Below are 12,765 nucleotides of genomic sequence, written 5' to 3'. Positions count from 1 at the left end.
ATTGCGACGCTATTTGTCGCATTGGCGTAAACCCACGAAAATCGCGGGTTGGCGCTATAAGAAGTTGTCGCTTGGCGGCAAGGCCGCGCCGAAAACTGTCCTTACAATCCCTGCATCGCCCGCCAGTTCCAGGCAGGCGTTCCTCTTCAGGAGACTCCGATGTCCGTTGAGCAAGCCCCGGTGCAACGTGCCGATTTCGACCAGGTCATGGTTCCCAACTACGCACCTGCCGCGTTCATTCCCGTGCGTGGCGCAGGTTCACGTGTATGGGACCAGGCCGGTCGCGAGCTGATCGACTTTGCCGGCGGCATCGCGGTCAACGTATTGGGCCATGCCCACCCGGCGTTGGTCGGCGCGTTGACCGAACAGGCCAACAAGTTGTGGCATGTCTCCAACGTGTTCACCAACGAGCCGGCCCTGCGCCTGGCGCATAAGCTGATCGACGCCACCTTTGCCGAGCGCGTGTTCTTCTGCAACTCCGGCGCCGAGGCCAACGAGGCCGCCTTCAAGCTGGCCCGCCGCGTGGCGTTCGACCGCTTCGGCAGCGAAAAATACGAGATCATTGCCGCGCTCAACAGCTTCCACGGCCGTACCCTGTTCACCGTCAACGTCGGTGGGCAGTCCAAGTACTCCGATGGTTTCGGGCCTAAAATCACCGGCATCACCCACGTTCCTTATAACGACCTGGAAGCGCTGAAAGCCGCCGTGTCGGATAAGACCTGCGCCGTTGTATTGGAACCGATCCAGGGCGAAGGCGGCGTACTGCCGGCCGAACTGGCTTACCTGCAAGGCGCCCGCGAGCTGTGCGACGCGAACAACGCGCTGCTGGTGTTCGACGAAGTGCAGACCGGCATGGGCCGCAGCGGCCACCTGTTCGCCTACCAGCATTACGGCGTGACCCCGGACATCCTCACCAGCGCCAAGAGCCTGGGTGGCGGTTTCCCGATCGCGGCGATGCTCACCACCGAAGCGCTGGCCAAGCACCTGGTGGTCGGCACCCACGGCACCACTTACGGCGGCAACCCGCTGGCGTGTGCGGTGGCTGAAGCGGTAATCGATGTGATCAACACCCCTGAGGTGCTGGCGGGCGTGAAGGCCAAGCACGCACTGTTCAAGGCGCGCCTGGAGCAGATCGGCAAGCAGTACGGCATCTTCACCGAAGTACGCGGCATGGGCCTGCTGATCGGTTGCGTATTGAGCGATGCATTCAAGGGCAAGGCCAAGGACGTGTTCAACGCGGCCGAAAAAGAAAACCTGATGATCCTGCAAGCCGGCCCGGACGTGGTGCGTTTTGCCCCGAGCCTGGTGGTGGATGAGGCGGACATCAGCGAAGGCCTGGACCGTTTCGAGCGTGCGGTAAAGACGCTGACCCAAGCCTGATACACATCTTTCTGTCGGACCGGATCAAATGTGGGAGGGGCTTGCCCCCGATGGCGGTGTATCAGTCACAGATGTATCAACTGACAGACTGCTATCGGGGGCAAGCCCCCTCCCACACTGGAATATGCCCACTTGAAGCTATGTGGCGTTCCTGACCTGTCCGGTATTTTTTTCTGTGAATTTTCGAGTTAAGGAGTGACACCATGCTGGTGATGCGCCCCGCGCAAATGGCTGATCTGGGCGAGGTACAGCGTCTGGCTGCGGACAGCCCGATTGGTGTCACCTCCTTGCCGGACGATGTGGAACGCCTGAGCGACAAGATCGCCGCCAGCGAAGCGTCTTTCGCGGCCGAGGTGAGTTTCAACGGCGAAGAAAGCTATTTCTTCGTGCTCGAAGACACCGAGACCGGCAAGCTCGCCGGTTGCTCGGCCATCGTCGCCTCGGCCGGTTATTCCGAGCCGTTCTACAGTTTTCGCAACGAGACCTTCGTGCACGCCTCCCGCGAGCTGAAGATCCACAACAAGATTCACGTGCTTTCCCAGTGCCACGACCTGACCGGCAACAGCCTGCTCACCAGTTTCTACGTGGTGCCGGAACTGGTCGGCTCGCCGTGGTCGGAACTCAATTCCCGCGGGCGCCTGTTGTTTGTCGCCAGCCATCCGGAGCGCTTTGCCGATTCGGTGGTCACCGAGATTGTCGGCTACAGCGACGAGAACGGTGACTCGCCGTTCTGGGACGCCATCGGCCGCAACTTCTTCGACCTCAACTATGCCGCCGCCGAGCGCCTGTGCGGGCTCAAGAGCCGCACCTTCCTCGCCGAGCTGATGCCGCATTACCCGATCTACGTGCCGCTGCTGCCGGACGCAGCCCAGGAGGCGATGGGCCAGGTGCATCCGCGCGCGCAGATCACTTTCGACATTCTGATGCGCGAAGGCTTCGAGACCGATCATTACATCGACATCTTCGACGGCGGCCCGACGCTGCATGCGCGGGTCTCGGGCATCCGTTCGATTGCCCAGAGCCGCGTGGTGCCGGTGAAGATCGGCGAGATGGTCAAGGGCGTCGGCCGCCAGTACCTGGTCAGCAACGCGCAGCTGCAGGATTACCGTGCGGTGATGCTGGAGCTGGATTACGCGCCTGGCAAGCCGGTAACCCTGGACCTGGCCGCGGCTGAAGCCCTGGGCGTCGGCGAGGGCGCCAGTGTGCGCCTGGTCGCGGTTTAAACGCAGAGTTTCGCGGGTGGCCAAGAGCGGCCCGTCTGAGGAGATAGCATGATCGTTCGTCCCGTACGCAGCAGCGATTTACCGGCCCTGATTGATCTGGCGCGCAGCACCGGCACCGGCCTGACCACCCTGCCGGCCAACGAAGAGCGCCTGACCCACCGCGTGGGCTGGGCGGAGAAAACCTTTCGCGGCGAGGCCGGTCGCGGCGATGCCGACTACCTGTTCGTGCTGGAAAACGACGAGGGCCGCGTGGTCGGCATTTCCGCGATTGCCGGTGCCGTCGGCCTGCGTGAGCCCTGGTACAACTTCCGGGTGGGCCTGACCGTCAGCGCGTCTCAGGAATTGAACATCTACCGCGAGATCCCGACGCTGTTTCTGGCCAACGACCTCACCGGCAATTCCGAATTATGCTCGTTGTTCCTGCACGCCGATTACCGCAACGGTCTCAACGGCCGCATGCTGGCCAAGGCGCGCCTGTTGTTTATCGCGGAGTTCGCGCAACTGTTCGGCAACAAGATCATTGCCGAGATGCGCGGCGTGTCCAACGAGGCCGGGCGTTCGCCGTTCTGGGAGAGCCTGGGCCGGCATTTCTTTAAAATGGAATTCAGCCAGGCCGACTACCTCACGGGCGTGGGCAACAAGGCGTTTATCGCCGAGCTGATGCCGAAGTTTCCGCTGTACAGCTGCTTTTTGTCCGAAGACGCGCGCAACGTGATCGGCAAGGTCCACCCCGACACCGAACCGGCGCTGAGCATGCTCAAGAGCGAAGGCTTCAGCTACCAGGGCTATGTCGACATTTTCGACGCCGGCCCGGCGGTGGAATGCGAAACCAGCAAGATCCGTGCGGTGCGCGACAGCCAGTCGCTGGTGTTGGCCATCGGTACGCCAGGGGACGACGCCACGCCGTTCCTGATTCATAACCGCAAACGCGAAGATTGCCGCATTACCGCCGCGCCGGCGCGCCTGGCCGCCGGCACGCTGGTGGTCGACCCGTTGACCGCCAAGCGTCTGCAACTGGTGGTTGGTGATCAGGTGCGTGCCGTACCGTTGTCCGCTGCTCGGGAGTCGAAGTAATGAATTCGTTGTATATCGCAGGTAGCTGGCTGGCCGGCCAGGGTGAACTGTTTGAATCGCGCAACCCGGTGACTCAGCACGTGCTGTGGGCTGGCAACGGCGCCACCGCCGAGCAGGTCGAGTCCGCCGTACAGGCCGCGCGTCAGGCGTTCCCGAGCTGGGCTCGGCGCAGCCTGGAAGAACGCATCGCGGTGCTGGACGCTTTCGCCGCCACGCTCAAGCGCCGCGCCGATGAAATCGCCCGCTGCATCGGTGAGGAAACCGGCAAGCCGCTGTGGGAAGCGGCGACTGAAGTCACCAGCATGGCGAACAAGATCGCCATCTCCGTGCAAAGCTACCGCGAACGCACCGGCGAGAAGAGCGGCCCGCTGGGCGACGCCACCGCTGTGCTGCGCCATAAGCCTCACGGCGTGGTCGCGGTATTCGGTCCGTATAACTTCCCCGGTCACTTGCCCAACGGGCATATCGTGCCGGCGTTGCTGGCGGGCAACACGGTGCTGTTCAAACCCAGCGAGCTGACCCCGAAGGTCGCCGAGCTGACCGTGCAATGCTGGATCGAAGCCGGCCTGCCGGCGGGCGTACTGAACCTGCTGCAAGGTGCGCGGGAAACCGGAATCGCCTTGGCGGCCAATCCAGGCATCGACGGCCTGTTCTTCACCGGTTCCAGCCGCACCGGCAACCATCTGCACCAGCAATTCTCAGGGCGCCCGGACAAAATCCTGGCCCTGGAAATGGGCGGCAACAACCCGCTGGTGGTGGACGAAGTGGCCGACGTGGACGCAGCGGTCTACACCATTATCCAGTCGGCATTTATCTCGGCCGGCCAGCGTTGTACCTGCGCCCGTCGTCTGCTGGTGCCGCAAGGCGCCTGGGGCGATGCGTTGCTGGCGCGGTTGGTGGCAGTCAGTTCGACCATTGAAGTCGGCGCGTTCGATCAGCAACCGGCGCCGTTCATGGGCTCGGTGATTTCCCTCGCCGCCGCCAAAGCCTTGATGGACGCCCAGGAGCTGATGCTGGCCAATGGCGCCGTGGCGCTGCTGGAAATGACCCAGCCCCAGGACCAGGCAGCGTTGCTGACGCCGGGTATCATCGATGTGACCGGCGTGACCGAACGCGAAGACGAAGAGCTGTTCGGCCCGCTGCTGCAGGTGATCCGTTACCACGACTTCGAAGCGGCGATTGCCGAAGCCAACAACACCCAGTACGGCCTGGCCGCAGGCTTGTTGTCCGATTCCGAAGCGCGCTACCAGCAATTCTGGCTGGAAAGCCGCGCCGGTATCGTCAACTGGAACAAACAGTTGACCGGCGCCGCCAGCACCGCGCCATTTGGTGGAGTAGGGGCCTCGGGCAATCATCGCGCCAGTGCGTATTACGCGGCGGATTATTGCGCGTACCCGGTGGCATCGCTGGAAACCCCAAGCCTGGTGGTGCCCGCGACACTGACCCCTGGCATTACCCTCATCTAGAGGTGGGAGGGGATGTGTTGAAGACTTTTGATGCCTATAAAAACAGATGTTCGTGGAGCCTCGCCGATGAAATCCTATGAAGTCAATTTTGACGGTCTAGTGGGGCCGACCCATAACTACGGCGGGTTGTCCTACGGCAACGTCGCGTCCCAGAGCAACAGCCAGCAGTCTTCGAACCCCAAGGAAGCGGCGTTGCAGGGCCTGCAAAAAATGAAGGCCCTGATGGACATGGGCTTCGTGCAAGGCGTGCTGGCTCCCCAGGAACGTCCCGACGTGGCCGCGCTGCGCAACCTCGGCTTCAGCGGCAGCGATGCTCAGGTGATCCAGCAGGCGGCCAAGCAGGCCATGCCGTTGCTGGTTGCCAGTTGTTCGGCATCGAGCATGTGGGTGGCCAACGCCGCCACCGTCAGCCCCAGCGCCGACACCGCCGACGGCCGCGTGCATTTCACCGCCGCCAACCTCAACTGCAAATACCACCGCAGCATCGAGCACCCGACCACCAGTCGCGTGCTGGGCGCCATGTTTGCCAACCCGCAGCACTTCGCCCACCACGCCGCGTTGCCGGCAGTGGCGCAGTTCGGCGACGAGGGCGCCGCCAACCACACGCGTTTCTGCCGTGACTACGGCGAGGCCGGTGTGGAGTTTTTCGTGTTCGGCCGCAGTGCGTTCGACACCCGCTACCCGGCACCGCAGAAGTACCCGGCGCGCCAGACCCTGGAAGCTTCCCAGGCCGTCGCCCGTCTGCATGGCCTGAAGGATGACGGCGTGGTCTACGCCCAGCAGAACCCGGCGGTGATCGATGCCGGCGTGTTCCACAACGATGTGATCGCGGTGGGCAACGGCGAAGTGCTGTTCTACCACGAGGATGCGTTTCTCAATACCGAGCAGATGCTCGGCGAACTGCAGGCCAAGCTGGGCAAGCTGGGCGGCAATTTCCAGTCGGTGTGTGTACCGCGCGTCCTGGTGAGCGTCGAGGATGCGGTGCGTTCCTACCTGTTCAACAGCCAGTTGCTGACTCGCGCCGACGGCTCGATGCTGCTGATCGTGCCGGAAGAGTGCCGCGTCAATGAACGCGTCTGGCAGTACCTGCAGGGCCTGACCGCCTCGGGTGGGTTGATCCGTGAAGTGAAGGTCTTCGACCTCAAGCAAAGCATGCAGAACGGCGGTGGCCCGGCGTGCCTGCGCCTGCGCGTGGCGCTGAACGAAACCGAACTGGCGGCGGTAAACCCAGGGGTTATCATGACCGCGCCGTTGTACGACACGCTGACCCAATGGGTCCACAAGCACTATCGCGACAGCCTGCGCGAAACCGACCTGGCTGACCCGCAATTGCTGCTTGAGTGCCGGACGGCACTGGATGAACTGACGCAAATCCTTAAACTGGGCGCGGTTTATCCTTTCCAGATCAATTAACGCCGCACGGCTGAGAGCATTTTATGACCGACACCCTGAAACTGATCCTTGAAGACACCGACGGCACCCAGCTGGAAACCTCCTGCACCCGCGTCGCCGTGGTGTGGCAGGGCAAGGAAATCTGGATTCAGCACGACGGCCGCGGCCAACTGCTGATCGGTGTGGACGTGGAGGAAGGCGACGCCGAGTACGCCAACCTGCTGATGCGCCCGTTGGCCACCAACCTGATGAGCCTGCAACTGGAAATGGAACCGGCCGACGTTGACGGCGATGATGACGATCACGTCCACGGTCCTGGCTGCAACCACTAAGGAAGCTTGCGTATGCTCGCCCTCGGCAAACTGCTTGAACTGACCCTCGCCGGTCGCGAACCGGCGCAAAAAATTCAACTGACTGTCGACGGCGTGCAGATGCGCTGGCTCAGCGAGGGCGCATTGGAAGTGCGACCTCCCGAGACAAGGGACAATGGCAGCGATCTGCTGCTGTCGTCCGGCATCCATGGCAACGAAACCGCGCCGATCGAACTGCTCGACCGCCTGTTGCATGGCATCGCCCGTGGGGACATCAAGCCCCGCACCCGTATTCTGTTCCTGTTCGGCAACCCCGAGGCCATGCGCCGCGGCGAGCGTTACCTGGAACTGGACATCAATCGGCTGTTCAACGGCCGTCACGAAAAAAACATCGGCCCCGAAGCCATGCGTGCCGCAGAGCTGGAACAACTGGCGCGCAGTTTTTTCAGCAAACCCGAGCGCACGCGCCTGCATTACGACCTGCACACCGCCATCCGTGGCTCCAAAATCGAGCAGTTCGCGCTGTACCCGTGGAAAGACGGGCGCCAGCATTCGCGTCGCGAGCTGGAACGTTTGCGTGCGGCGGGCATGGAAGCGGTGCTGTTGCAGAACAAAACCTCGATCACCTTCACGGCCTTCACCTACGAGCAACTGGACGCCGAGGCATTCACCCTGGAATTGGGCAAGGCGCGGCCGTTCGGGCAGAACCAGGGGGTGGACGTTTCACGCCTGGAATCGCGCCTGACGCAGATCATCGAAGGCACCGAGCCTGCGACCGACAGCCTGGATGGGTTGAAACTGTTTGCCGTGTCGCGGGAAGTGATCAAGCACAGCGACGCCTTCCTGCTGCACTTGCCGGCGGATGTGGAAAACTTTTCTGAGTTGGAAAAGGGTTATCTGCTGGCCGAAGACGTGGCCAAGACCCGTTGGGTAATCGAGGAGGAGGGTGCGCGTATCATCTTCCCCAACCCGAAGGTGAAAAACGGTTTGCGGGCAGGGATATTGATTGTGCCGACCACGGACGTGGGCCTGGCATAGACCTGGACCGAATGTGAGAGGGGGCAAGCCCCCTCCCACATTTTGTTTTGCAGTATTGCTTAGACTGCTACCGCCCGTGGCTCGCTGCGACGGATCGCCCGCACTTTGTGCAGCGTGTCGGCGCAGGTCCGTGCCGCTTCCTGGCCCTTGTGCACGAAGTGCTCGTAGAAGAACGTCGTGTGCTCGCTGCCGCCGTGGAAGTGATGCGGCGTGAGGGATACCGAGAACACCGGCACTTCGGTTTCCAGTTGCACCTGCATCAGGCCGCTGACCACCGATTGGGCGACGAACTCATGGCGGTAGATACCGCCATCCACCACCAGCGCAGCAGCGACGATGCCGGCGTAACGGCCGGTCTTGGCCAGCAGTTTGGCGTGCAGGGGCATTTCAAAGGCGCCGCCGACTTCGAAGAAATCGATGTCCGATTCCTGGTAGCCCTGGGCGATCATTTCGGCGAGAAAACCTTTACGGCTCTGGTCGACGATATCCTTGTGCCAGCAGGCCTGGATAAACGCGACGCGCTCGCCGTGATGGTTTTTGCTTTTGCTGTCGATAGCGGTGGGTTGCATGCTCTGACTCCTGTTTAAGAAAAAAACAGGGCGTTATGAATCGAATGGGATTTAAGGGTACGCATGCGCAAACAGGCGTGCGGCCCTTAGGTGCCAATCCCGTTCTCTCTTCATCCGGACTATGACCGTCGGCCCCGGGATCACACCGGGTCTGCTGACCTTGGCGCCGGCCTGCGTGAGCAGTCCAAGGCGTCAAGCGCTCGCGGGCTATGCACATTGCGTGCAATTACCGCCGGTGGGGAATTGCACCCCGCCCTGAGAACGTTGCCGCCAGAACCCTGGCGGCGCAGAGTTTTTAACACGGTTTTTCAGAAACTGCACGGACGCCGTATCGATAAGCTATATCGGTTTGTTTGGTAGCTATTCGATTGACTGCACATAGGGCTTGATATCTCGCGGGTTTGCCCGCAGTAATCGTCAATACGACAAAACGCCCCACCTGCCCGAGGCCAGTTTGATGACCGTGATAGACCTTCGCAGCGATACCGTGACCCAACCCACCGCCGGCATGCGCGATGCCATGGCCAGCGCCGTCTGCGGCGATGACGTCTACGGCGAAGACCCCAGCGTCAACCGCCTGGAAGCCGAGCTGGCCCAACGCCTGGGGTTCGCCGCCGCGTTGTTCGTGCCCACCGGTACCATGAGCAATCTGCTGGCGCTGATGGCCCACTGCGAGCGCGGCGAGGAATACATCGTCGGCCAGCAGGCCCACACCTACAAATACGAAGGCGGTGGTGCGGCGGTGCTGGGTTCGATCCAGCCACAGCCGCTGGAAGTGCAGGCGGACGGTTCGCTGGATCTGGAGCACGTGCTGGCCGCCATCAAGCCCGACGACTTCCACTTCGCCCGCAGCCGCTTGCTGGCCCTGGAAAACACCATGCAGGGCAAGGTGCTGCCGATGGAGTACCTGGCCAGGGCACGGGCATTTACTCGCGAACACGACCTGGCCCTGCATCTGGATGGCGCGCGGCTCTACAACGCGGCGGTCAAGCTGGGCGTGGACGCGCGTGAGATCGCCGCGCATTTCGATTCGGTGTCGGTGTGCCTGTCCAAGGGCCTCGGTGCACCCGTAGGCTCGGTGTTATGCGGCTCAACCGCGCTGATCGCCAAAGCGCGCCGGCTGCGCAAGATGGTCGGTGGCGGTATGCGCCAGGCCGGTTCTCTGGCGGCGGCGGGCCTGTATGCACTGGACCATCAGGTGCAGCGCCTGGCCGAAGACCATGCCAATGCCCAGTGGCTGGGGGATGAGCTGCGCAAGGCCGGCTACACGGTGGAGCCGGTGCAGACCAACATGGTCTATGTGCAGGTGGGCGACCAGGCCCAGGCCTTGAAGGCGTTTGCCGCCGAGCGCGGGATCAAGTTGAGCGCCGCCCCGCGTCTGCGCATGGTCACTCATCTGGATGTAAGCCGGGCGCAGATGGCGCAGGTGCTGGAGACATTCGTCGAATATTCGCAAAAATGATCGTGCAGACCGTCTAATTGAACGTCGCTATCGCATAAACACGCTGTACCACCGGCAAAGGGCCGATATAATGCGGCCCTTTGCCGTCGCTCCGTCTGATGATGTTGCGCACTGGCCTTTGGCCGCAGCCTCCGTGGAAGAACCTAATGAAAAGCGCAGAAATCCGTGAAGCCTTCCTTCGCTTCTTCGAAGAGCAAGGTCACACCCGTGTCTCCTCCAGCTCCTTGATCCCAGGCAATGATCCCACCCTGCTGTTCACTAACGCGGGGATGAACCAGTTCAAGGACTGCTTCCTGGGCCAGGAAAAGCGCGCCTACACCCGTGCAGTCAGCAGCCAGAAGTGCGTGCGCGCCGGTGGTAAGCACAACGACCTGGAAAACGTCGGCTACACCGCCCGCCACCACACCTTTTTCGAAATGCTCGGCAACTTCAGCTTTGGCGATTATTTCAAGCAGGACGCGATCAACTTCGCCTGGACCTTCCTCACCGGCGTACTGAAACTGCCGAAGGAAAAACTGTGGGTCACCGTTTACGAAAGCGATGACGAGGCGTACGACATCTGGACCAAACAGGTCGGCGTGCCGGCCGAGCGCATGGTGCGCATCGGCGACAACAAAGGCGCGCCGTACGCGTCCGACAACTTCTGGACCATGGGCGATACCGGCCCGTGTGGCCCATGCACCGAGATCTTCTACGACCACGGCGCCGACATCTGGGGTGGCCCGCCGGGTTCGCCGGAAGAAGACGGCGACCGTTACATCGAGATCTGGAACAACGTCTTCATGCAGTTCAACCGCACCGCCGATGGCGTGCTGCATCCGTTGCCGGCGCCGTCGGTGGACACCGGCATGGGCCTGGAGCGGATCAGTGCGGTGATGCAGCACGTCCATTCCAACTACGAAATCGACCTGTTCCAGAGCCTGTTGGCGGCGGCCGCCAAGGCTATCGGTTGCAGCAATGACAACCAGGCGTCGCTCAAGGTAGTGGCCGACCACATTCGTTCATGCGGCTTCCTGATCGCCGACGGCGTGCTGCCGTCCAACGAAGGCCGTGGCTACGTGCTGCGCCGCATCATTCGTCGCGCCTGCCGCCACGGCAACAAGCTGGGCGCCAATGGCAGCTTCTTCTACCAGATCGTCGCGGCGCTGGTCGCCGAGATGGGCGACGCATTCCCGGAACTCAAGCAGAACCAGGCGCACATCGAGCGTGTGCTCAAGGCCGAAGAAGAGCAGTTCGCCAAGACCCTGGAACAGGGCCTGAAGATTCTCGAGCAAGACCTTGCCAACCTGTCGGGCAACGTGGTGCCGGGTGACGTGGTGTTCAAACTCTATGACACCTACGGTTTCCCGATGGACCTGACCGGCGACATCGCCCGCGAGCGCAACCTGACCCTCGACGAAGAAGGTTTCGAGCGCGAGATGGAAGCCCAGCGCGTGCGCGCACGTTCGGCCAGCGCTTTCGGCATGGACTACAACAGCCTGGTCAAGGTTGACGTGGCCACCGAGTTCACCGGCTACAAAGCCACCAGCGGAGCGGCCAAAGTGGTTGCCCTGTATAAGGACGGCCAGTCGGTCGACGTTTTGAACGAGGGCGACGAGGGCGTCGTGGTGCTGGACCAGACCCCGTTCTACGCCGAATCCGGCGGTCAGATCGGCGACTGCGGTTTCGTCAAATCCACCTCCGGCCGTTTCGACGTGCGCGATACCACCAAGACCGGCGGCGCCTTCCTGCACCACGGTGTGCTGGCTTCGGGCAGCCTGACCGTGGGCTCGCCGGTCGACACCCAGGTAGACGCCGATGTGCGTCACGCCACGGCGCTGAACCACTCGGCCACCCACTTGCTGCACGCCGCACTGCGTCAGGTGCTGGGCGAGCACGTCCAGCAGAAAGGTTCGTTGGTCGACAGCCAGCGCCTGCGTTTCGACTTCAGCCACTTCGAAGCGATCAAGCCTGAGCAGATCAAGGCGCTGGAAGACATCGTCAACGCCCAGATCCGCAAGAACACCCCGGTCGAGACCGAAGAGACCGATATCGAGACGGCCAAGGCCAAGGGCGCCATGGCGCTGTTCGGCGAGAAGTACGGCGACAGTGTGCGCGTGCTGAGCATGGGCGGCGACTTCTCGGTGGAACTGTGTGGTGGTATCCACGCCAACCGCACCGGCGACATCGCTTTGCTCAAGATCATCAGCGAAGGTGGCGTGGCGTCCGGTGTGCGTCGTATCGAAGCGGTGACCGGTGCTGCGGCCCTGGCCTACCTGAATGCGGCGGAAGAACAACTCAAGGAAGCGGCCAGCCTGGTCAAGGGCAGCCGCGACAATCTGGTCGACAAGCTGTCCGCCGTACTGGAGCGCAACCGTGCGCTGGAGAAACAGCTGGAGCAGTTGCAAGCCAAGGCCGCCAGCGCTGCGGGCGACGATCTGTCAGCTTCGGCCGTCGACGTCAAGGGCGTGAAAGTTCTGGCTGCGCGCCTGGACGGTCAGGACGGCAAGGCGTTGTTGGCGCTGGTCGACCAGTTGAAGAACAAGCTCGGCCGCGCAGTGATCCTGCTCGGCGGTGTCCATGAGGATAAGGTCGTTCTGGTTGCCGGTGTAACCAAAGACCTGACTGGCCAACTCAAAGCCGGTGATTTGATGAAGCAGGCCGCCGCGGCAGTGGGCGGGAAGGGCGGTGGTCGTCCGGACATGGCGCAAGGCGGTGGTGTAGACGCCGGTGCCCTGGATGCGGCCCTGGCCCTGACCGTGCCGTTCGTCGAGGCTGGCATTTAAGGCGCTGTTAATCGGCCCGTGGTCTAGTCGCGGGCCTGACCAGTGCGGGTGGATTGGAAATTTAGGCGCCCCTTTACGGGCTGAG

10 protein-coding genes and 1 riboswitch are annotated in these 12,765 nt (G+C 62.3%); of the genes, 9 read left to right on the top strand and 1 reads right to left on the bottom strand.

Translation table 11 applies throughout. From position 1 onward, the window contains the following. Positions 1 to 159: 159 nt before the first annotated feature. The 7 genes from PSH94_RS19375 (at position 160) to astE (ending at position 7,884) form a co-directional block, all read left to right on the top strand. Positions 160 to 1,380: an aspartate aminotransferase family protein gene (locus PSH94_RS19375; RefSeq protein WP_305435579.1), complete on the top strand. Its 1,221-nt coding sequence runs from the start codon at positions 160 to 162 to the stop codon at positions 1,378 to 1,380. A gap of 203 nt (positions 1,381 to 1,583) precedes the next feature. Next, a complete protein-coding gene (gene aruF, locus PSH94_RS19370) occupies positions 1,584 to 2,603 on the top strand; it encodes an arginine/ornithine succinyltransferase subunit alpha (protein ID WP_181081206.1) in 1,020 nt (339 codons plus the stop codon). A gap of 48 nt (positions 2,604 to 2,651) precedes the next feature. After that, positions 2,652 to 3,677: an arginine N-succinyltransferase gene (gene astA / locus PSH94_RS19365; protein WP_305435578.1), complete on the top strand. Its 1,026-nt coding sequence runs from the start codon at positions 2,652 to 2,654 to the stop codon at positions 3,675 to 3,677. Then, on the top strand, positions 3,677 to 5,143 hold the full coding sequence (astD, locus tag PSH94_RS19360) for a succinylglutamate-semialdehyde dehydrogenase (protein WP_181081204.1): 1,467 nt from the start codon (positions 3,677 to 3,679) through the stop codon (positions 5,141 to 5,143). Before astA ends, astD begins: the two co-directional genes overlap by 1 nt. 66 nt (positions 5,144 to 5,209) lie before the next feature. Beyond that, entirely contained in the window at positions 5,210 to 6,556 is a 1,347-nt protein-coding gene (gene astB / locus PSH94_RS19355; RefSeq protein WP_305435577.1) for an N-succinylarginine dihydrolase, read from the top strand. Between the two features lie 23 nt (positions 6,557 to 6,579). Then, entirely contained in the window at positions 6,580 to 6,867 is a 288-nt protein-coding gene (locus PSH94_RS19350; protein WP_181081202.1) for a topoisomerase II, read from the top strand. Between the two features lie 12 nt (positions 6,868 to 6,879). Next, positions 6,880 to 7,884, top strand: a complete 1,005-nt coding sequence (gene astE / locus PSH94_RS19345; RefSeq protein WP_305435576.1) for a succinylglutamate desuccinylase — start codon at positions 6,880 to 6,882, stop codon at positions 7,882 to 7,884. 59 nt (positions 7,885 to 7,943) lie between these two features. On the opposite strand, the gene PSH94_RS19340 is transcribed toward astE, so the two are convergent. Continuing rightward, positions 7,944 to 8,453 carry a 6,7-dimethyl-8-ribityllumazine synthase gene (locus PSH94_RS19340; protein ID WP_057723717.1) on the bottom strand — a complete coding sequence of 170 codons (510 nt, stop codon included), beginning with the start codon at positions 8,451 to 8,453 and terminating at the stop codon, positions 7,944 to 7,946. 97 nt (positions 8,454 to 8,550) lie between these two features. Continuing rightward, positions 8,551 to 8,720, bottom strand: a riboswitch (FMN riboswitch). Positions 8,721 to 8,910: 190 nt separating this feature from the next. Between PSH94_RS19340 and ltaE the strand changes: the two genes are divergently transcribed. Together ltaE and alaS are read left to right on the top strand one after the other, a co-directional pair. Next, positions 8,911 to 9,915 carry a low-specificity L-threonine aldolase gene (gene ltaE / locus PSH94_RS19335; RefSeq protein ID WP_266246460.1) on the top strand — a complete coding sequence of 335 codons (1,005 nt, stop codon included), beginning with the start codon at positions 8,911 to 8,913 and terminating at the stop codon, positions 9,913 to 9,915. Between the two features lie 146 nt (positions 9,916 to 10,061). Beyond that, positions 10,062 to 12,680: an alanine--tRNA ligase gene (alaS, locus tag PSH94_RS19330; protein WP_181081199.1), complete on the top strand. Its 2,619-nt coding sequence runs from the start codon at positions 10,062 to 10,064 to the stop codon at positions 12,678 to 12,680. Positions 12,681 to 12,765: the final 85 nt, after the last annotated feature.

Source organism: Pseudomonas sp. FP2254, assembly GCF_030687695.1.
GTDB lineage: Bacteria > Pseudomonadota > Gammaproteobacteria > Pseudomonadales > Pseudomonadaceae > Aquipseudomonas > Aquipseudomonas quebecensis.
The sequence above is the reverse complement of the archived record's forward strand: the minus strand, read 5'-3'. Positions and strand labels throughout refer to the sequence as shown.

Coding starts and splice junctions, on each gene's coding strand:
- astB (WP_305435577.1), top strand. CDS start 5,210: ATGAAATCCTATGAAGTCAATTTTGACGGTCTAGTGGGGCCGACCCAT.
- PSH94_RS19375 (WP_305435579.1), top strand. CDS start 160: ATGTCCGTTGAGCAAGCCCCGGTGCAACGTGCCGATTTCGACCAGGTC.
- alaS (WP_181081199.1), top strand. CDS start 10,062: ATGAAAAGCGCAGAAATCCGTGAAGCCTTCCTTCGCTTCTTCGAAGAG.
- astE (WP_305435576.1), top strand. CDS start 6,880: ATGCTCGCCCTCGGCAAACTGCTTGAACTGACCCTCGCCGGTCGCGAA.
- aruF (WP_181081206.1), top strand. CDS start 1,584: ATGCTGGTGATGCGCCCCGCGCAAATGGCTGATCTGGGCGAGGTACAG.
- astA (WP_305435578.1), top strand. CDS start 2,652: ATGATCGTTCGTCCCGTACGCAGCAGCGATTTACCGGCCCTGATTGAT.
- ltaE (WP_266246460.1), top strand. CDS start 8,911: ATGACCGTGATAGACCTTCGCAGCGATACCGTGACCCAACCCACCGCC.
- astD (WP_181081204.1), top strand. CDS start 3,677: ATGAATTCGTTGTATATCGCAGGTAGCTGGCTGGCCGGCCAGGGTGAA.
- PSH94_RS19340 (WP_057723717.1), bottom strand. CDS start 8,453: ATGCAACCCACCGCTATCGACAGCAAAAGCAAAAACCATCACGGCGAG.
- PSH94_RS19350 (WP_181081202.1), top strand. CDS start 6,580: ATGACCGACACCCTGAAACTGATCCTTGAAGACACCGACGGCACCCAG.